The sequence below is a fragment of the Pseudomonas tohonis genome (assembly GCF_012767755.2).
In the GTDB taxonomy this organism is placed as follows: Bacteria; Pseudomonadota; Gammaproteobacteria; order Pseudomonadales; family Pseudomonadaceae; genus Metapseudomonas; species Metapseudomonas tohonis.
Map to the genome: position 1 here is coordinate 4,848,116 of NZ_AP023189.1, position 18,653 is coordinate 4,866,768.

Genomic DNA, 18,653 nt, shown 5'->3' on the forward strand with positions numbered 1-18,653 from the left:
TCAGAAGCTCCCCTGCACGGACAGGTAGACGCCGTCCTGGTGGTCGAGGGTGGCGATCTCGCCGAGGCGCGCATAGGCCAGCACCACCGCCAGGTTCTTGTTGGGGAAGTAGCCGATGAACAGGTCCGCCCAGTCGCTTTCCCCCGCGAAGCTCAGGTTGTCGGGCTTTTCACGGTATTCGATGCCAACGGCCCAGTGGCGGTCGGGCAGCACGGCGATGGCGCCTTCCTTGAGCAGCGAGCGCTCGTCGCGCCGGTCACCGCCGAAGCCCAGCAGGCCCAGTTCGTTGGCCCGGCTGTAGCGCAGCCCGCCATTGAGCAGCAGGTTGTAGCCGAAGGCGCCGCCGAGGATGAGGCGGCTCACGGCGAGGTAGCCCTCGGTGTCTTCGTCGCGCCGGGCGCCCACCAGGGAGGGGATGAGGAAGTCCTTCTGCCGCTTGTATTGCAGGCCCAGGGACACCTGCGGCAACGGGTCGTAGATCAGGTCGCCGAACAGCCGCACCTTGAGCCCCACCACATCCTGGCTGAGGGTGTTCTCCGGCAACGACAGGTCGCGGGCCAGGGTGCCGAGGTCGAAGCGCTGGCGGGCATAGGACAGCTCCACGCGGTTGTCCCAGGAGGCGGCCACCCCGGCGGCGTCGAGGCGGTAGTCGCCGGTCTCGACCCGGGTGGCGAAGGCGGTGGCCCCCCACTCGCCCTTCTCGCCGTAGCCGGCCAGCACCGCCCAGGGCGTGATGCCGCCGCCGGCGGCGCCTTCGACGCTGGTCGCGCCGCCGGTGGCGAGCAGGCGTCCTTGGTCGGCGATCGCCGCAGCGGGCAGGGACAGGGCGAGGAGCAGGGCAAGGCATCGGTTCATGGTCAGTGCACCGCGGCGAGGGGTGAGCGGAGTGGCTGGGCGATCCAGGCCTCGAAGGCGGCGGCCGACAGCGGCCGGCTGATCAGGTAGCCCTGGGCGGTGTCGCAGCGCCAGCGTTCGAGCAGGCGCAGGCTGTGGGCGTGCTCGACGCCCTCGGCGACCACCTTGAGGCCGAGGCTGTGGCTCATCTCGATGGTGGAGCGGACGATCACCGCGTCTTCGCTGGTCTCGTCCAGCTCGCGGATGAAGGACTGGTCGATCTTCAACTCCTGCACCGGCATGCTCTTGAGCTGCGCGAGGGAGGAGTAGCCGGTGCCGAAATCGTCCACCGACAGGCTGATGCCCAGCTCGCGCAGGCCATCGAGTACGCGGAGCGCCTGCACGAGGTCGCCCATGACCGCGCTTTCGGTGATCTCGAAGACCACCTGCCCGGGGTGCACGCGGTAGTTGCGCAGCAGCGCCGACACCCGCTCGACCAGGTCGCGGCTCATCAGGTCGTCGGCGGAGATGTTCAGCGAGACCTGCAGATCGAGCCCCCGCCCCGCCCATTCCTGGAGCTGGCGCAGCACCTCTTCGATGACCCAGGCGGTGAGCGACTGGATGCTGCCGGTGCGCTCGGCCAGCGGGATGAACTCGCCGGGCGAGACCATGCCCAGGTGCCGGTGCTGCCAGCGCAGCAGCGCCTCGGCCTGGAGCACCCGGCCTTCGGCGATGTCGAGCTTGGGCTGGTAGTGCAACACCAGCTCGCCACGCCCGGCGGCGTGGCGCAGGTCGCGGATCAGCACCACCTGGCGTTGCAGGGCGTCGTCGCGGCCCTGCTGGTAGAGCTGCAGGTGGCCGGGCGACTGGGCGGCGTCCTGCATGGCGATGCTGGCGCGACGCAGCAGTTCGTCCGGCGTGCCACCGTCGGTGGGGTAGCAGGCGATGCCGATGCGCGAGTCGATGGCGACGTCGAGGCTGCCGATGCGCAGGGGCCGGAGCAGCAGTTGCTGGAGCTTGTCCGCCGCGGCCACCGCGCTGTCGCGGTCGGCGCCCTCGAGCAGCAGGAGGAATTCGTCGGCCACCAGGCGCGCCAGGCTGTCGCCGGGCCGCAGGGTGGCCTGCAGGCGCCGGCAGATCTGCTGCAGGGCCAGGTCGCCGCCGCCTGGCCCGCAGGCTTCGTTGACCGCGCGGAAGTTACCGATGCCCAGGTGCAGCAGCGCGGTGGGACGTGCGGCGGTGATGGCGCTGCCCAGCCGGTCGAGCGCCAGGGCGCGATTGGGCAGGCCGGTGAGCGAATCGTGCAGGGCGTTGTGGGCGAGCTGGCGCTCGCGCTCGGCGATGTCCTCGCGCATGCGGTCGATCGCGCCGGCCAATTGCCCGAGCTCGTCGGATCGATGCAGTTCGACGGTGCTCTGGTAGTCGCCTTCACCGATGCGCCGGGTCGCGAGGGCCAGTTGCCGCACCGGCTGCGAAACGCTGCGGGCCAGCAGCAACGCGCCGGCGAGGGAGCCGAGCAGCGCGCAGAGGGCGATCAGCAGGATGTCCCGGTCCAGCGGCGCGAAGGCCTCCTGGGCCTGCTCCAGGGATTTGTGCAGGAGCAGCAGGACCTGGTAGTCCGCCCCGCTGGACAGCACCAGGCGGCGCCCCATGTAGCGCTGCTCGCCGATGCGCAGGATGTCGCCATCGCGGGTCTTGATCTCGCTCCTGAGCGCCTCCTCCAGATCACCCGGCAACGTGCTGAGCCAGATGTCCGGCTTGCCCGCCTGGGTCGCCACCAGGCTCATGTCGAGGTGGGTGAGCTCGCGCATCTCGCTGGCGAAGTCGGCGTCCAGGCGAAAGCCCATCACCACGCGCGCGATGGGGATGGGCGCGGTGACATTGGCCTCGACCAGCAGGTAGATGTCGTCGTCGATGGGTTGCAGCAGGCCCTGCCCGCCATTGCGCTGGTGCTCCTGCATCAGTTCGGCGAGGCGCGCCGAGGAGTCGCTGCCGACCCGCGCGGCGGTGGAGACCTGCAGCTTGCCGTCCATGCCCAGGAGCATCACCGCACCGGCGTTGATGCGTGCACCGGAGTTGCCGAGGGCGGAGCGGATGGTTTCCTCGTCGCCGCTGGAAACGGCCTCCTTGAAGCCGAAGTCGGCCGCCAGCACCTGCACGGCGTCGTGCAACTGGCGGCTGCGCGACTCCAGCAGGCGCCCGAAGACGCGCCCACCGATATCCAGCTCCTCGCGCGCCTGGGCCTGCACGGCGGCGCCGGTGGCGACCTTGACGGCGAAGTACAGCGCGCCGATCACCACCAGCAGCAGCAGGATGAGGACGCAGGCGATGCGCGCCTGGAAGCTGTTACTGAGCCTCACCCGTGGCCCTCTTGAATGCGGCGCCGAAGCCCTTCTCTTCCGGCACCCGGGGTTGTACGGCAGGCGCGCCTTGCAGGGTCAGCGGGAAGCGCTGGACGAGGCCGGCGGCCGGGACTTCCACCTCGCCCGCGGCGACGGGCAGCATGCCGGCGACCTGGGGGTGCCAGAGGCTGGCGGTGTAGCGCCCGGGTGGCAGGTCGAGGGCCAGGCGGCCGGCGTCATCGCTGACGGCGAAGAAGGGGTCGTCGGTGATGTAGACGTAGCCGAGCATCCAGTCATGGATGTTGCAGCCGAGCACGACGACGCCGGGCTTGTCGAATACCACAGGGGCCGCCGGCGTGCCCTGGTAGAGGCGCAGCTCGAAGCGCTTGGCCGGCGAGAAGGAGTAGACGTGGTGGCGGATGTTGTCGCTGTTGGGGAAGCTCACGGCGGTGCCGGTGTGCACCGCCAGCACGTAGGGGGCGAATTGCTTGTCGCGCTGGTCCATCACGGCCGTGTCGGGGATGGCGGCGCTGCCCGAAGGGCCCTTCAGGCTGAGCACCGCATTGCCCAGGGGCTGGCCATGGCCATCGACCACCTCGCCCTGCAGGGTCGCCGCCGAGAGCGAGCCGCCCAGGCAGCACAAAAGACCGATCAGGCCCACCCCGGGGGCCCATGGAGCGAAGCGCAGCATGTCGTCTTCCACCCTTTCAAAGGCCGGCGGGGGCCGGCTCGTGCGCCATGCCCCTGGCCTGTGCGAACCAGTTGGATTGCAGATTAGCTGTCGATCGGCGGAACTTCACGCGGCCCGCGGAAGCAATTGGCCATCACCGTCGCTTCAATGGCCGCTGCGCAGGCGCCGGGGGGTGAGGCCGAGGTAGCGGCGCATGGCGTTGGTCAGGGCGCTCTGGCTGGAAAAGCCGCATTCCTCGGCGATGCGCACCAGCGCCAGGTCGCTCTCGCGCAGCAGCCGGGCGGCGCGATCGAGGCGGGTCTTGAGCAGGTACTGGTGGGGACTCAGGCCCACGCTGTCCTTGAACTGGGCATGGAAATGGCTGGGGCTGAGGCAGGCGACCTGGGCCAGTTCGGCGACGCTGATGCGCCGCGCGAGGTTCTGGCGGATGTGCGCGTCGAGGGGTTCGAGGTCGAGCCCACCGACCGGGCGCCGGGGCGGGTCGGCGAACAGGCGCAGGTGCAGGGCCCGCAGCAGCACGCCACCCAGGGAGCGGGCGAGGATCGGGTCGCTGCCGTAGCGCGCCAGCTCGGCGCCGGCGTAGCTCAGGAGGTTCTGGAAATCGGCGTCCAGCTCGGGGTAGCGCGGGGTCTCGAACAGGCGCACGAGCAGTTCACGGTCTTCGCTGCTGGTGCCCTGCTCGTCCAGGTCGAGGATCAGCATGCGGTTCTCGCCCATGCCGGCGAACTGGTGTTCGGCATCCCCCGGCACCAGGCAGGCGCGCATGCGGCAGACCTCGCCGCCCCGGCCGTTCACCTCGAATTCGGCGCGGCCAGCCAGGGACATCACCAGTTGGTGATGACCGTGGGCGTGGGCGTGGGCCTGTTCATCGAGGCGCAGGAGGCGGGCAACTAGCATGGCGGGTCGTGGTCAGAATTTGCGCATTTTAGGCAAGTGGCCAGCCGTTGCCCAGCACCGCCCGGCAGCACGAGGGCGACCCACGCGCTTGAAAAGCCCGCGATACAGCCCCATCTGCCTCACATGCCCCGACCACACGCCTTCAATTCCCAGCTACCAGGTGCCCAATGAGCGATCAGGACATCAACGCCGATCTGGTCGAAGAAGCGACCGCCCCGCACAGCACAGGCCTGGTCCTGCCCGGACAGACATTGCCGGACACGGTCTACATCATCCCCATCCACAACCGCCCGTTCTTCCCGGCCCAGGTGTTGCCGGTGATCGTCAACGAGGAGCCCTGGGCCGAGACCCTGGAACTGGTGGCCAAGACCGACCATCACTGCCTGGCGCTGTTCTTCATGGAGAACCCGCCGGAGGACCCGCGCCACTTCGACCCGTCCACCCTGCCGGAACACGGCACCCTGGTGCGCGTGCACCACGCCAGCCGCGAGGGCGGCAAGCTGCAGTTCGTCGCCCAGGGCCTGTCGCGGGTGCGCATCCGGGGCTGGCTCAAGCGCCATCGCCCGCCCTACCTGGTGGAGGTGGACTACCCGCGCAACCCGGCGGACCAGCGCGACGAGGTGAAGGCCTACGGGATGGCGCTGATCAACGCCATCAAGGAGTTGCTGCCGCTCAACCCGCTGTACAGCGAGGAGCTGAAGAACTACCTCAACCGCTTCAGCCCCAACGACCCCTCGCCGCTCACCGACTTCGCCGCCGCGCTGACCAGCGCCCCGGCAAGGGAGCTGCAGGAGGTGCTGGACACGGTGCCGGTGCTCAAGCGCATGGAGAAGGTGCTGCCGCTGCTGCGCAAGGAAGTGGAGGTGGCGCGCCTGCAGAGCGAGCTCTCCGCCGAGGTGAACCGCAAGATCGGCCAGCACCAGCGCGAGTTCTTCCTCAAGGAGCAGCTGAAGATCATCCAGCAGGAGCTGGGCATCACCAAGGACGACCGCAGCGCCGACGCCGAGCAGTTCCAGCAGCGCCTGGTGGGCAAGGTCCTGCCGGAGCAAGCGAAGAAGCGCATAGACGAGGAGCTGAACAAGCTGTCGATCCTTGAGACCGGCTCGCCGGAATATGCGGTGACGCGCAACTACCTGGACTGGGCCACGAGCGTGCCCTGGGGCGTGTACGGCAAGGACAAGCTCGACCTCGGCCATGCGCGCAAGGTGCTCGATGCGCACCACGCGGGGCTCGACGACATCAAGAACCGCATCCTCGAATTCCTCGCCGTCGGCGCCTTCAAGGGCGAGATCGCCGGCTCCATCGTGCTGCTGGTGGGACCGCCCGGCGTGGGCAAGACCAGCATCGGCAAGTCCATCGCCGAATCCCTGGGTCGCCCCTTCTACCGCTTCAGCGTCGGCGGCATGCGTGACGAGGCCGAGATCAAGGGCCACCGCCGCACCTACATCGGCGCCCTGCCCGGCAAGCTGGTGCAGGCACTGAAGGAAGTGGAGGTGATGAACCCGGTGATCATGCTCGACGAGATCGACAAGCTCGGCGCCAGCTACCAGGGCGACCCGGCGTCGGCGTTGCTGGAGACGCTGGACCCGGAGCAGAACGTCGAGTTCCTCGACCACTACCTGGACCTGCGCATGGACCTGTCCAAGGTGCTGTTCGTGTGCACGGCCAACACCCTGGACTCCATCCCCGGGCCCCTGCTCGACCGCATGGAGGTGATCCGCCTGTCCGGCTACATCACCGAGGAGAAGCACGCCATCGCCAAACGCCACCTGTGGCCGCGCCTGCTGGAGCGCACCGGGGTGCCGAAGGAGCGCCTGTCGATCACCGACGGCGCGCTGACCGCGGTGATCGAGGGCTACGCCCGCGAGGCCGGGGTGCGCCAGCTGGAGAAGCAGCTGGGCAAGATCATCCGCAAGTCGGTGGTCAGGCTGCTGGAGGACCCGGCGACCAGGATCAAGGTCGCGCAGAAGGATCTGGAACCCTTCCTCGGCATGCCGCCGTTCCGCAAGGAGCAACTGCTCTCGGGCACCGGCGTGATCACCGGGCTGGCCTGGACAAGCATGGGCGGCGCCACGCTGCCGATCGAGGCGACGCGCATCCATACGCTGAACCGCGGCTTCAAGCTCACCGGCCAACTGGGCGAGGTGATGAAGGAGTCGGCCGAGATCGCCTACAGCTACATCAGTTCGAACCTGAAGAAGTTCGGGGGCGACGCCGGTTTCTTCGACCAGGCCTTCGTCCACCTCCACGTGCCGGAAGGCGCGACGCCCAAGGATGGCCCCAGCGCCGGCATCACCATGGCCAGCGCCCTGCTCTCCCTGGCCCGCGACCAGGCACCGAAGAAGGGCGTGGCCATGACCGGCGAGCTGACCCTCACCGGCCAGGTGCTGCCCATCGGCGGGGTGCGCGAGAAGGTGATCGCCGCGCGGCGGCAGAAGATCTTCGAGCTGGTCATCTCGGAGGCCAACCGCGGCTCCTACGAGGAATTGCCGGACTACCTGCGCGAGGGCATGACGGTGCATTTCGCCCGGCGCTTCTCCGATGTCGCCAAGGTGCTGTTCGGCTGACGCCCGCGGTGCCTACCCAGGGGCCGGGGCAGCGGATATGCTGCTCCGGCCCTTGAACGACGGAGCCGTCCATGAAACCTGCCCGCCTTCCCCGCCTGCTGCTGCCCGCCGCCCTGGTGCTGCTGGCCGCGTGCGCCCATGAATCCACCAGTCTGGTGGTGCAGAAACAGAGCAGTTGCCCGATCGAGCTGGACAAGGGCCAGTTGCTGGTCCTGACCCTGCCGAGCAATCCCACCACGGGTTTCCGCTGGGTGGTGAAGGACGCCGCGCCGGGTGTGCTGCGCAGCCTCGGCCCTGAGGTGTACGACACGCCGGAGGAAGCCGGCCTGGTGGGCGGCGCCGGCGAATCCACCTGGCGCTTCAACGCCGCGCAGAGCGGCGAAGGCCGCCTGCTGCTGGTCTACCAGCGCCCCTGGGAAGCCGACGTAGCGCCGGAGCAGACCTTCGATTGCAAGGTCAGCGTCGACTGACCGCGCGGGCCCGCGACCTGGCGGGCCCTGCTGGCTAAACGCCGCGCATACCCCATGACGCCCACCGCCGGGCCTAGGACTCGGCGGTGATGCTGTGCTGGCCGCGCAAGCCCTGGTACAGGCACAGCTGGTTGCGACCGGCGCGCTTGGCCTGGTACAGCGCGCTATCGGCAGCGTTCAGCAGCGCATCGGCACCTTCGCCATCGGCGGGGAAGCAGGCCAGGCCCAGGGAAATGGCGATGGGCCCCAGGGGCTGGCCGCCGTAGCGGATCTGCAGGCGCGTGACCCCGAGACGGAGCGCCTCGCAGCGATCGATGGCATCTTCGAGGCTGATCTCCGGCATCACCAGGGCGAACTCCTCGCCGCCGTAGCGGCAGGCCAGGTCGCTGGAGCGCACGTGGCGCTTCATTTCGAGCGCCAGGTGGCGCAGGACCAGGTCGCCGGCCTCATGCCCGAAGGTGTCGTTGAAGCGCTTGAAGTGGTCCACATCCAGCAGCACGACGATCACCGGCGACTGCTTGCGACCGGCACGCAGCAGTTCGCGGCGCAGGGTCTCGTCGAGGAAGCGGCGGTTGTGCAGGCCGGTCAGAGCGTCCATCACCGACTGCTGGCGCAGGCTCTCACGCAGGCTGAGGTTGGCCACGCCCAGGGACACCTGTTCGGCGAAGGCTTCGGCCAGCTCCAGGTCGGCGCCCCCGCCGCACAGGGTCATCACCCCCAGGGGTTCGCCCTGGGCCATCAGGGGCACGCAGAGCGACCCGTTCCGGGCCAGGTGACGTTCGTGCAGGTGCGGGCAGACCAGGTCCTTGTCCACGTCCAGCACCAGGTGGCTCTGCCCGCGACGGATGGCCCAGCAGTCGTCGGGCTCGAACAGCTCGACGCTGCCGGCCTCCCAGCCCCCCCAGCAGCCGGCCTCTTCGAGAACGTCCCGCGAGGGGTGGTAGAGGTGCAGGCAACCATCGCTCTGCGGGAACAGCTGGCCGGCGAAGCGGCTGATGATGTCGAAACACTCGTCGAACTCGTTCACCGAATGCAGGGCACCGGCCATGCGGCTCAACAACGAGATCTGGTGGTTGCGCAGTTCCACGCGCTGCATGCCCAGGCTCAGCTGCTCGCTGAGCAGGTTCTGGGCGATACGGGCTTCGCGGCCCTCGCGCAGCATGCGGAAGGTGAAGTGGAAGAGCAGCGCGATCACCAGCAGGTCCAGCAGGGTGATCAACCCCAGCATCGCCATCCCGGCCCAGCCGCGCCATTCGATCTCCTGCTTGGCCAGCAGCACGCGCTGCTCGACCACCCCCTGCATCTCGCCGAGGCGCAGGCGGATCGCATCCATCAGTTGCTTGCCCTTGCCGGTGCCGACCAGCTCGCTGGCGGCGGCCAGCCCTTCGCTGCGGCGCAACTCGATGACCCGGGCGAAGAACGCGCGCTGCTCGGCGATCAGGCCGGTGAGCAGCTGCAGGTCGTCGAACAGTTCGTCGCCAACCAAGGTGACGCGGAAGCGCGCCATGTCCTTGTCGACATCGCCGTAGCCCTGGTAGAGCGGGGTCAGGTAGTCGTCGCGGCCGGTCAGGGCGAATCCGCGCTGGCCGGTTTCCCCGTCCTTGAGGGAGGAAAGCAGGTCGGTGAGCTCGCGCCCGGTGTGTTCATGCTGCTCCAGCTGGCGCTCGGCGCTGCCGACCCAGCGGGTGGTGGCCAGCGGCAGCACGATATTGAGTGCCAGCATGCCGATCGCCAGCAGGAATCCGGCCTGCAGGCGAGTCGCCGTCTTCATCACATCGTCGTCCTCGTAGCGGGGTGCGTTTTCAGTCTAGCGGCGCAATCGGCGACTGCACCTGGCGTTTTGCGCCTGGAGCCCGATCGTGTCGATGCGCAGAGTGGCGCAGGGCCGAGAAAGGCCGCAGCGAGTCGCCAGTGGGCGACCGCGCCCATTCATTCGAGGAGCTTCCCATGCAGTGGCTGTTGATCGGGCTGGCCGGCGCGCTGGCCTACCTCTACGGCGATGCCAACGACCTGGCCACGCTGTGCCTGTGGACCAAGCCGGTACCCATCCTCGCCCTCCTCGCCTGGCTGGTGCGCAGCGCCCCACCCGGCCACTACCGACGCTGGATAGTGCTGGGCCTGCTGCTGTGCCTGGCCGGCGACATGCTCCTGCAGGGGTCGCCGGATTTCTTCGTCTTCGGCCTGGGGGCCTTTTTGCTCGGCCACCTGGCCTATATCGGCGCCTACCTGTCCGACACCCGGCGCCTGGCGCCCCGGGCGCTGTTGCCGGCAGTGCTGTTCGGTGCCGGCATGTTCGCGGTGCTGGCCCGTGGCGGCCTCGGCGGCCTGCTGGTGCCGGTGGCGCTCTATGCCCTGACCATCAGTGCGATGCTCTGGCGCGCCCTGGCCCGCCTGGGCACCCGCGGGCCGGGGCGGCGTTCGGTGAGGGTCGCGGCGGCGGGGGCGCTGTGCTTCGTGGTCTCGGACAGCCTGCTGGGGATCAACCGCTTCGTGGCGCCCTTCGAGACGGCCGGGCTGGCCATCATGCTCACCTACTGGCTGGGGCAGCTGGGCATCGTCGCCTCGGCGGTGCTGCACGGGCGACGCTGATTTTCGACCGATCGGCACGCCGGGATTCTGGCCGGGCGCGGTCTTGGCTAGAATGCCGGCCTTTCCACCAGCTGGTACCGGCACCGTGAAGCACAACCCCGACCGCATCTACGCCACGCCTCAGGCTCAAGTCACCGACTTCGCGTTCAACGAGGACGTGGTCAAGGTGTTCCCGGACATGATCAAGCGCTCGGTGCCGGGCTACCCGACCATCGTCGAGAACATCGGCGTGCTGGCCGCCCGCTTCGCGCAGCCCAATACCCGCCTGTACGACCTCGGCGCCTCCCTCGGCGCGGTGACCCAGGCCCTGCGCCGCCACGTGCGCAGCGAAGGCTGCCGGGTGCTGGCCGTGGACAACTCGGCGGCGATGGTCGAGCGCTGCCGCGAATACCTGCATGCCCAGGACTCGATGTACCAGGAGCTGCTGCCGGTGGAAGTCCTGGAGGCCGACATCCTCGCCCTGGACTTCGAGCCCGCCTCCCTGGTGGCGATGAACTTCACCCTGCAGTTCGTCGCCCGCGAGGAGCGCCAGGCCCTGCTGGCACGCATCCGCCAGGCGCTGCTGCCAGGCGGCGCGCTGATCCTCTCGGAGAAACTGCGCTTCAACGACGCGGCGGAGCACGAGTTGCTCACCGACCTGCACATCGACTTCAAGCGCGCCAACGGCTACAGCGAGCTGGAAATCGCCCAGAAACGCAGCGCCCTGGAGAACGTGATGCGCCCGGACAGCCTGGAGGAACACCGCGAGCGCCTGCTGGCGGCCGGTTTCTCCCGCGTGGTGCCCTGGTTCCAGTGCCTCAACTTCGCCTCGCTGATCGCCCTGCCATGATCCGTACGCTCGACCTCGACGCCCTGCAGCAGACGCTGATGGGCACCCCGCTGCAGGACTGGGCCGCCGACCTGCCCGCCCAACTCGACGCCAAGCTGGCCGTCGGCCACGGTGACCTGGCGCGCTGGGGCGCGGCGGTGGAGGCCCTGCCCGCGCTGACCCCGACCAGTGTGGAACTGGCCCGGCGCTTCGCCCTCGACGGCCCCTGCGACGACGCCACCCGTGCCACGCTGAAGACCGCCCTGCAAGGGCTGATCCCCTGGCGCAAGGGGCCCTTCGAGCTGTTCGGCGTGCACCTCGACACCGAATGGCGCTCGGACTGGAAATGGACACGGGTCTCGCCGCACCTCGACCTGCGCGGCAAGCGGGTGCTGGATGTGGGCTGCGGCAATGGCTACTACCAGTGGCGCATGCTCGGCGCCGGTGCCGAGAGCGTGGTGGGTATCGATCCCAACTGGCTGTTCTTCTGCCAGTTCCTGGCGATCAAGCGCTTCCTGCCGGACCTGCCTGCCTGGCACCTGCCCCTGGCCCTGGAAGAGCTTCCGGCCAGGCTGGAGGGCTTCGACACGGTGTTCTCCATGGGCGTGCTCTATCACCGCCGCTCCCCCATCGACCACCTGTTCGACCTCAAGGACTGCCTGGTGCGTGGCGGCGAGCTGGTGCTGGAAACCCTGGTGGTGGAAGGCGACGCCCAGCAGGTGCTGGTGCCCGAGGACCGCTATGCGCAGATGCGCAACGTGTGGTTCCTGCCATCGGTGCCGGCGCTGGAACTGTGGCTGCGCCGCGCCGGCTTCGTCGATGTGCGCTGCGTGGACGTCAGCGCCACCAGCGTCGAAGAGCAGCGCAGCACCGAGTGGATGCGCTTCCAGTCACTGCCCGAGTTCCTCGACCCCGCCGACCACAGCCGCACGATCGAGGGGCTCCCTGCCCCGGCACGGGCGGTGGTGGTGGCGAGGAAGCCGTAGCTGGAAGCTGGAAGCTGGAAGCTGGAAGCTGGAAGCTGGAAGCTGGAAGCTGGAAGCTGGAAGCTGGAAGCTGGAAGCTGGAAGCTGGAAGAGCCTGGGGGATTGACGAAAGCCGTCAACCTCCAGACTCATTTATTCCACTCGCCGGCCGTAGGCTGGGCCACGCTTCACCGGCCCACCATTCGGGGTCATGCCGAGCGCAGGCCGCATGGGTCTCGCAAAACTCGTGGACACCGCCTGGCCCACCCTACACACGACGCTTCAAGCTTCAAGCTCGTGACGCTTGCGCCGCTTGGATCAGTTCCTTCATCTCCACCACCGCCTGCTTGAAGCCAACGAACAGCGCGTGTGCCACCAGGGCATGGCCGATGTTCAGTTCGTTGATGCCGGGGATGGCGGCCACCGGCTCGACGTTGTGGTAGTGCAGGCCATGGCCTGCATTGACCACCAGGCCCAGCTTCAGGCCCAAGGCCACGCCTTCACGGATGCGCTGCAGCTCACGGGCGGCCTCTTCCGGGGTGTGGGCGTCGGCATAGCGGCCGGTGTGCAGCTCGATGGCCGGGGCACCGACGCGATGGGACGCTTCGATCTGCGCCGGATCGGCGTCGATGAACAGGGAGACTTCGCTGCCCAGGCGCGCCAGGCGCTCGACCGCCGCCTTGATCCGCGCTTCCTGCCCGGCGACATCGAGGCCGCCTTCGGTGGTCAGCTCCTGGCGGGTTTCCGGGACCAGGCAGACATGTTCGGGGCGGATTTCCTCGGCGAAGGCGAGCATGTCCTCGGTCACGCCCATCTCGAAGTTCATGCGGGTCTGCATGACCTCCTTGAGTACGCGCACGTCGCGTTCCTGGATGTGCCGGCGATCCTCGCGCAGGTGCACGGTGATGCCGTCGGCACCTGCCTCCTCGGCATCCAGGGCGGCCTTCACCGGGTCCGGATAGCGGGTGCCACGGGCCTGGCGCAGGGTGGCGACGTGGTCGATGTTGACGCCGAGCAGAACACGGTTGGCTTCAGTCACGGGAAGGTTCCTTGATCGTCATGAAGAGTTCGCGGCTGGCCAGTGGCCGTCCGCCGAGATGGGGCGCCAGGGCCTGGCGCATCAGGCGCTTGGCCGCAGCGAGGGCGCCGGGGGCACTCCAGTCGGCCTCGGCCAGGGCCAGCAGCTCGGCGCCCTGGAACAGGCCGGGCTGCAACTGCCCGACGGGCTCCAGGCCGGCGTCGGGCAGCAGGCGGTAGATGCCACTGGCGAGGATGGGCGCGCCGCTGAGGTCCAGGTCCAGCGCGAAACCATAGCCCAGCTCGTCCAGCAGGCGCCATTCGAAGGCGCGCAGCAGCGGCTCCAGCGGTCGGCCGGCGGCCAGGGCCTGAAGGGTGGCGGCGTAGTGCTCGAACAGCGCGGGGTGCGGCGCTTCGGCCGGCAGCAGGCGGATGGTCAGTTCATTGAGGTAGAGGCCGCTGAAAAGGGCCTCGCCGGTGAGGAAGTGGGGGATGCCGGCACCTTCCAGACGCCCCACGTTCTTCAGGTCGCCGCGGCCGCGGAATTCGACCTCCAGCGGCACGAAGGGCCGGGCCAGGGTCCCGGCCTTGCCCCGCGCGCCCCGCAGGACGGCGCGCAGGCGCCCTTCCGGGGTGAGGAAATCCACCAGTGCGCTGCTTTCGCGGTAGGCCCTGCTATGCAGCACGAAGGCCGGTTGCGCACAGGTCTGCATCGGCTACTGGTCGTTGTAGCCCAGGGAACGCAGGGCACGCTCGTCGTCGGACCAGCCGCCCTTCACCTTGACCCAGAGGTTGAGCATGACCTTGGAGTCGAACAGCACCTCCATGTCCTTGCGCGCCTCCTGGCCGATGCGTTTGATGCGCTCGCCACCGTCGCCGATGATGATTTTCTTCTGGCCGTCGCGCTCCACCAGGATCAGTGCGTGGATATGGAGGATGCGGCCTTCCTGCTTGAATTCCTCGATCTCGACGGTGATCTGGTAGGGCAGTTCGGCACCCAGCTGGCGCATGATCTTCTCGCGAACCAGCTCAGCGGCGAGGAAGCGGCTGCTGCGATCGGTGATCTGGTCTTCGGGGAAGAAGTGCTCGCCCTCGGGCAGGCGCTCGGCGACCAGGCGCTCGAGGGTGTCGAGGTTGTGCCCCTGCTGGGCGGAGATGGGTACCACCTCGGCGTTGGGCAGTTGCTCCTGGAGCCAGGCCAGGTGCGGCATCAGGTCGGCCTTGTCGTCCAGGCGGTCGGTCTTGTTGATGGCCAGGATCACCGGGCCCTGGACGTACTGGACGCGTTCGAGCACCAGTTGGTCCTCGTCGGTCCAACGGTTGCGGTCCACCACGAAGATCACCACGTCGACGTCCTTGAGGGCGGCCGAGGCGGTCTTGTTCATGTAGCGGTTGAGCGCTTTCTCGTTGTTCTTGTGCAGGCCGGGGGTGTCGACGTAGACGGCCTGGACCTCGCCCTCGGTCTTGATACCGAGCATGTTGTGGCGGGTGGTCTGGGGCTTGCGCGAGGTGATCGCGAGCTTCTGCCCGAGGATGTGGTTGAGCAGCGTGGACTTGCCGACGTTGGGACGCCCGACGATAGCCACGTAGCCGCAGCGCGGATTGTTCGATTCAGTCATGGCCGTTCTCCACGCCCAGGGCCACCAGTGCCGCCGCCGCCGCCACCTGTTCGGCGATGCGTCGGCTGGCACCCTGGCCTCGGGTCTTGTCATTGAGCAGGGCGACTTCGCACTCGACGAAGAAGGTGCGGCAATGAGGCTCGCCCTGGATATCCACCACTTCATAGCGGGGCAGTTCGCAGGCCCGCGACTGGAGGAATTCCTGCAGACGGGTCTTGGGGTCCTTGTTGGTATCGACCAGGGTCAGGCCTTCCAGCTCGTTGTGCAGCCAGGCCAGCACGCGCTCACGCGCGCAATCCATGCCGGCATCGAGGTAGATGGCCCCGATCAGCGCTTCCAGCGCATCGGCGAGGATGGACTCGCGGCGGAAACCACCACTCTTCAGCTCGCCGGAGCCCAGGCGCAGGTATTCGCCCAGCTCGAAGCCCCGGGCCAGCAGGGCCAGGGTCTCGCCCTTGACCAGGCGGGCGCGCAGGCGCGATAGCTGGCCTTCGCGCGCCTGGGGGAAACGCTCGTAGAGCGCCTCGCCGGCGACGAAGTTGAGGATGGCATCACCGAGGAACTCCAGGCGCTCGTTGTTGCGCCCGGCGAAGCTGCGATGGGTCAGGGCCAGGGTCATCAAACCCTGGTCCTGGAAGGTGTAGCCGAGCTGACGCTCGAGACGGCTGAGGGATACGCTCACGGGACTCGCACACGGAATTCTTTGTCGAAATGCACCACGAGGTCGAGGTTCTCGACCAGCGGCTCGCGTTTTTCGTATTTCAGCGTGGCATAGAAGTCGTTGTTCTCGACCTTGACCTGCAGGGCCTTCTCCAGGTCGATGTCACGGATGCTGTTGACCATCATGCCCTTGCGCACGTAGTCCAGGAAATCGCGCGGCGTGGAGATGGCCTGGCCTTTCTCGTTCTCAACGGACTTGATGAGCTTCTCGAGCGCGTAGTAATCCATGTAGTGCGGGACGATCTTGAAGGCGGTACTGGCCAGGAACGCCACGATGGCCAGGACAACCAGCCAGCCCAGTATCGACAAGCCCCTCTGCGAATGCGCAAACGTCATGATGACCTCAATGTCAGTGTTGTTATGCGGGCCGGCTGGCCCGTTGCAAGACTATATATAGCGGGCGGCGCTGCGTTGAACAGCGCCGCAAAAGCGAAAGTCGGCAGGCCTCAGTGAATGAGGCCTACGCGGGAGAAGTTGGGCAGGTTGTTCATCTTCGGGTCCGGCCAGCTCATCCACACGGCGAAGGCCTTGCCGACGATGTTGCGGTCCGGAACCATGCCGAGCAGGTCCTTGGGAATGTTGGGGTCGTTCCAGTAGCGACTGTCGTTCGAGTTGTCGCGGTTGTCGCCCATCATGAAGTAGTGCCCTTGCGGCACCACCCATTCCTTGCCCGGCTCCATGCGGTAGCGCTTCATTTCCTTGCGGATCAGGTGCTCGGCCTCGCCCAGCTTCTCCTCGTAGAGGCGGGAGCTGCCCAGGGTGCCAGGCTCGTCGCCGACCAGTTTCTCGGCCACCTGCTCGCCATTGACGGTCAGGCGCTTGTCGCTGCTGTAGGCGATGCGGTCGCCCGGCAGGCCGACCACGCGCTTGATGTAGTTGATGTTCGGGTCGCTGGGGTAGCGGAACACCATGACATCACCGCGCTGCGGGTCGCCGACTTCGATCACCTTGGTGTCCACCACCGGCAGGCGTATGCCGTAGGCGAACTTGTTGACCAGGATGAAATCCCCCACTTCCAGGGTCGGCTTCATCGACCCGGACGGAATCTGGAAGGGCTCGACCAGGAACGACCGCAGCACCAGCACGATGGCCAGCACCGGGAAGAAGGACTTGCCGTATTCCACCAGCAAGGGCTCCTTGTCGAGCTTTTCCATCACCTCCGGGTCGGGCTCGCTGACTTGCCCCTGGTAGGCGGCAATCGCGGAGCGCCGGCGCGGAGCCAGCAGAACCAGATCGATGAGAGCGAGCACGCCGCAGACAGCCACGGCGAGAACCAACAGAAGCGGGAAATTGATCGACATAGACCCTAGCTATCCACTTTGAGCACTGCGAGGAAGGCTTCCTGTGGAATCTCCACACTGCCGACCTGCTTCATCCTTTTCTTACCGGCCTTCTGCTTTTCCAGCAGCTTCTTCTTACGGCTCACGTCGCCGCCGTAGCATTTGGCCAGAACGTTCTTCCTGAGCGCCTTGACGGTAGTACGCGCGACGATCTGACCACCGATCGCCGCCTGGATCGCCACGTCGAACATCTGCCGTGGGATCAGTTCCTTCATCTTCTCGGTCAGCGCGCGGCCTTTGTAGTGGGCCTGGTCGCGGTGCACGATGAGCGCCAGGGCATCGACCTTCTCGCCGTTGATCAACACATCCAGCTTGACCAGGTTGGCCGACTGGAAACGGTCGAAGCTGTAGTCCAGGGACGCATAGCCACGGCTCACGGATTTCAGGCGGTCGAAGAAATCGAGTACCACTTCGTTCATCGGCAGGTCGTAGCAAACCTGAACCTGGCTGCTGAGGAATTGCATGTCGCGCTGCACGCCACGCTTCTCGATGCACAGGGTGATGACGTTGCCCAGGTGTTCCTGGGGCACGAGGATGTTGGCACGCACGATGGGCTCGCGCATGTCCTCGATGAACGAGAGGTCTGGCAGCTTGGACGGGTTGTCGACGTAGATAGTCTCGCCGTTCTTCTGCACCACTTCGAAGATAACGGTGGGCGCGGTGGTGATCAGGTCCAGGTCGTACTCGCGCTCAAGGCGCTCCTGGATGATCTCCATGTGCAGCATGCCGAGGAAGCCGATGCGGAAGCCGAAGCCCAGGGCCTCGGAGCTTTCCGGCTCGTACTGCAGGGCGGCATCGTTCAGGGTCAGCTTCTGCAGCGCTTCGCGGAAGTCCTCGAAGTCGTCGGAGCTGACCGGGAACAGGCCGGCGTAGACCTGCGGCTTGATGCGCTGGAAGCCCGGCAGCACATCGACATCCGGGGTGTTGGACAGGGTCAGGGTGTCGCCCACGGGGGCACCGAGGATGTCCTTGATGCCGGCGATGATGAAGCCCACTTCACCGGCCTTGAGATCGGCCATCTCGGTGTGCTTGGGGGTGAAGACGCCGACGCTGTCCACCTGGTGGATCTTGCCGGTGGATTTCACCAGGATCTTGTCGCCCTTCTTCACCCGGCCGTGCTTGACGCGTACCAGCGAGACCACGCCAAGGTAGTTGTCGAACCAGGAGTCGATGATCAGCGCCTGCAGCGGCGCGTCGATCTCGCCTTCGGGCGACGGGATGACCTTGACCAGTTGCTCGAGCACGTCGATCACGCCCATGCCGCTCTTGGCGCTGCACGGCACCGCGTCGGTGGCGTCGATGCCGATGATGTGCTCGATCTCTTCCTTGACCCGCTCGGGCTCGGCCTGGGGCAGGTCCATCTTGTTCAGGACCGGCATCACTTCCAGGCCCTGCTCGATGGCGGTGTAGCAGTTGGCGACCGATTGCGCCTCGACGCCCTGGCCGGCATCCACCACCAGCAGCGCGCCTTCGCAGGCGGCCAGCGAGCGGCTGACTTCATAGGTGAAGTCGACGTGGCCGGGGGTATCGATGAAATTCAGTTGGTAGGTCTTACCATCCTGCGACTTGTAGTGCAGGGTCACGCTGTGGGCCTTGATGGTGATGCCGCGCTCGCGCTCCAGGTCCATGGAGTCCAGCACCTGGGCCTCCATCTCGCGATCGGACAGGCCGCCGCACATCTGGATGAAGCGGTCGGCCAGGGTCGACTTGCCATGGTCGATGTGGGCGATGATCGAAAAATTGCGGATATGACTCAGGTCACTCACGGGGTCGACACTCGAAAAAAGCCGCAAG

General features: G+C 67.2%; 17 protein-coding genes. 5 read left to right on the forward strand and 12 right to left on the reverse strand.

Going from position 1 to position 18,653, the window contains the following annotated elements; all coding sequences use genetic code 11:
- From HSX14_RS21960 to HSX14_RS21975, 4 genes are all read right to left on the reverse strand, one after another.
- Complete coding sequence (locus tag HSX14_RS21960; RefSeq protein ID WP_173172116.1) at window positions 1-855, reverse strand: DUF3034 family protein; 855 nt, start codon at window positions 853-855, stop codon at window positions 1-3.
- A 2-nt stretch (window positions 856-857) separates the two neighbouring features.
- The gene (locus HSX14_RS21965; protein WP_173172114.1) at window positions 858-3,194 is read right to left on the reverse strand and encodes a bifunctional diguanylate cyclase/phosphodiesterase; all 2,337 of its coding nucleotides are present in this window, start codon (window positions 3,192-3,194) and stop codon (window positions 858-860) included.
- Window positions 3,181-3,867 carry a methylamine utilization protein gene (locus HSX14_RS21970; protein WP_228723483.1) on the reverse strand — a complete coding sequence of 229 codons (687 nt, stop codon included), beginning with the start codon at window positions 3,865-3,867 and terminating at the stop codon, window positions 3,181-3,183. The genes HSX14_RS21965 and HSX14_RS21970 overlap by 14 nt, the downstream gene beginning before the upstream one ends.
- 144 nt (window positions 3,868-4,011) lie before the next feature.
- Complete coding sequence (locus tag HSX14_RS21975; RefSeq protein ID WP_173172112.1) at window positions 4,012-4,764, reverse strand: AraC family transcriptional regulator; 753 nt, start codon at window positions 4,762-4,764, stop codon at window positions 4,012-4,014.
- Between the two features lie 167 nt (window positions 4,765-4,931).
- On the opposite strand from HSX14_RS21975, the gene lon reads away from it, so the two are divergent.
- Both lon and HSX14_RS21985 read left to right on the forward strand, forming a co-directional pair.
- Complete coding sequence (gene lon / locus HSX14_RS21980) at window positions 4,932-7,331, forward strand: endopeptidase La (protein WP_173172110.1); 2,400 nt, start codon at window positions 4,932-4,934, stop codon at window positions 7,329-7,331.
- A gap of 71 nt (window positions 7,332-7,402) precedes the next feature.
- Entirely contained in the window at window positions 7,403-7,801 is a 399-nt protein-coding gene (locus HSX14_RS21985) for a protease inhibitor I42 family protein (RefSeq protein WP_173172108.1), read from the forward strand.
- Between the two features lie 73 nt (window positions 7,802-7,874).
- On the opposite strand, the gene HSX14_RS21990 is transcribed toward HSX14_RS21985, so the two are convergent.
- Window positions 7,875-9,572, reverse strand: coding sequence for a diguanylate cyclase (locus HSX14_RS21990; protein ID WP_173172106.1), 1,698 nt, complete (start codon window positions 9,570-9,572; stop codon window positions 7,875-7,877).
- A gap of 176 nt (window positions 9,573-9,748) precedes the next feature.
- On the opposite strand from HSX14_RS21990, the gene HSX14_RS21995 reads away from it, so the two are divergent.
- From HSX14_RS21995 to cmoB, 3 genes are read left to right on the forward strand one after another with little or no spacing between them, the layout of a single operon-like run.
- Window positions 9,749-10,390, forward strand: a complete 642-nt coding sequence (locus HSX14_RS21995) for a lysoplasmalogenase (RefSeq protein WP_173172104.1) — start codon at window positions 9,749-9,751, stop codon at window positions 10,388-10,390.
- A gap of 52 nt (window positions 10,391-10,442) precedes the next feature.
- Window positions 10,443-11,219: a carboxy-S-adenosyl-L-methionine synthase CmoA gene (cmoA, locus tag HSX14_RS22000; RefSeq protein ID WP_173172102.1), complete on the forward strand. Its 777-nt coding sequence runs from the start codon at window positions 10,443-10,445 to the stop codon at window positions 11,217-11,219.
- Window positions 11,216-12,184, forward strand: coding sequence for a tRNA 5-methoxyuridine(34)/uridine 5-oxyacetic acid(34) synthase CmoB (gene cmoB / locus HSX14_RS22005; RefSeq protein ID WP_173172099.1), 969 nt, complete (start codon window positions 11,216-11,218; stop codon window positions 12,182-12,184). The genes cmoA and cmoB overlap by 4 nt, the downstream gene beginning before the upstream one ends.
- A 268-nt stretch (window positions 12,185-12,452) precedes the next feature.
- Here the strand turns inward: cmoB and pdxJ are convergent, their stop codons facing one another.
- The 7 genes from pdxJ to lepA all read right to left on the reverse strand — a co-directional run bounded on the left by pdxJ (window position 12,453) and on the right by lepA (window position 18,625).
- Window positions 12,453-13,202, reverse strand: a complete 750-nt coding sequence (pdxJ, locus tag HSX14_RS22010) for a pyridoxine 5'-phosphate synthase (RefSeq protein ID WP_173172097.1) — start codon at window positions 13,200-13,202, stop codon at window positions 12,453-12,455.
- On the reverse strand, window positions 13,195-13,893 hold the full coding sequence (gene recO, locus HSX14_RS22015) for a DNA repair protein RecO (protein WP_173172095.1): 699 nt from the start codon (window positions 13,891-13,893) through the stop codon (window positions 13,195-13,197). Before recO ends, pdxJ begins: the two co-directional genes overlap by 8 nt.
- Before the next feature lie 3 nt (window positions 13,894-13,896).
- Window positions 13,897-14,799, reverse strand: a complete 903-nt coding sequence (gene era / locus HSX14_RS22020) for a GTPase Era (RefSeq protein WP_111260519.1) — start codon at window positions 14,797-14,799, stop codon at window positions 13,897-13,899.
- Entirely contained in the window at window positions 14,792-15,481 is a 690-nt protein-coding gene (rnc, locus tag HSX14_RS22025; RefSeq protein ID WP_111260518.1) for a ribonuclease III, read from the reverse strand. Before rnc ends, era begins: the two co-directional genes overlap by 8 nt.
- The gene (locus tag HSX14_RS22030) at window positions 15,478-15,855 is read right to left on the reverse strand and encodes a DUF4845 domain-containing protein (RefSeq protein ID WP_173172093.1); all 378 of its coding nucleotides are present in this window, start codon (window positions 15,853-15,855) and stop codon (window positions 15,478-15,480) included. Before HSX14_RS22030 ends, rnc begins: the two co-directional genes overlap by 4 nt.
- 110 nt (window positions 15,856-15,965) lie before the next feature.
- The gene (gene lepB, locus HSX14_RS22035; RefSeq protein ID WP_111260516.1) at window positions 15,966-16,820 is read right to left on the reverse strand and encodes a signal peptidase I; all 855 of its coding nucleotides are present in this window, start codon (window positions 16,818-16,820) and stop codon (window positions 15,966-15,968) included.
- 5 nt (window positions 16,821-16,825) lie between these two features.
- Window positions 16,826-18,625: a translation elongation factor 4 gene (gene lepA / locus HSX14_RS22040; RefSeq protein WP_173172091.1), complete on the reverse strand. Its 1,800-nt coding sequence runs from the start codon at window positions 18,623-18,625 to the stop codon at window positions 16,826-16,828.
- Window positions 18,626-18,653: the final 28 nt, after the last annotated feature.

Bases quoted from the DNA above. Each gene is read 5' to 3' on its own strand.
- HSX14_RS21985 (WP_173172108.1), top strand. From the start codon at position 7,403: ATGAAACCTGCCCGCCTTCCCCGCCTGCTGCTGCCCGCCGCCCTGGTG.
- lepB (WP_111260516.1), bottom strand. From the start codon at position 16,820: ATGTCGATCAATTTCCCGCTTCTGTTGGTTCTCGCCGTGGCTGTCTGC.
- HSX14_RS21970 (WP_228723483.1), bottom strand. From the start codon at position 3,867: ATGCTGCGCTTCGCTCCATGGGCCCCCGGGGTGGGCCTGATCGGTCTT.
- recO (WP_173172095.1), bottom strand. From the start codon at position 13,893: ATGCAGACCTGTGCGCAACCGGCCTTCGTGCTGCATAGCAGGGCCTAC.
- cmoA (WP_173172102.1), top strand. From the start codon at position 10,443: ATGCCGGCCTTTCCACCAGCTGGTACCGGCACCGTGAAGCACAACCCC.
- HSX14_RS21995 (WP_173172104.1), top strand. From the start codon at position 9,749: ATGCAGTGGCTGTTGATCGGGCTGGCCGGCGCGCTGGCCTACCTCTAC.
- era (WP_111260519.1), bottom strand. From the start codon at position 14,799: ATGACTGAATCGAACAATCCGCGCTGCGGCTACGTGGCTATCGTCGGG.
- HSX14_RS21990 (WP_173172106.1), bottom strand. From the start codon at position 9,572: ATGAAGACGGCGACTCGCCTGCAGGCCGGATTCCTGCTGGCGATCGGC.
- lon (WP_173172110.1), top strand. From the start codon at position 4,932: ATGAGCGATCAGGACATCAACGCCGATCTGGTCGAAGAAGCGACCGCC.
- HSX14_RS21960 (WP_173172116.1), bottom strand. From the start codon at position 855: ATGAACCGATGCCTTGCCCTGCTCCTCGCCCTGTCCCTGCCCGCTGCG.
- HSX14_RS21975 (WP_173172112.1), bottom strand. From the start codon at position 4,764: ATGCTAGTTGCCCGCCTCCTGCGCCTCGATGAACAGGCCCACGCCCAC.
- cmoB (WP_173172099.1), top strand. From the start codon at position 11,216: ATGATCCGTACGCTCGACCTCGACGCCCTGCAGCAGACGCTGATGGGC.
- HSX14_RS22030 (WP_173172093.1), bottom strand. From the start codon at position 15,855: ATGACGTTTGCGCATTCGCAGAGGGGCTTGTCGATACTGGGCTGGCTG.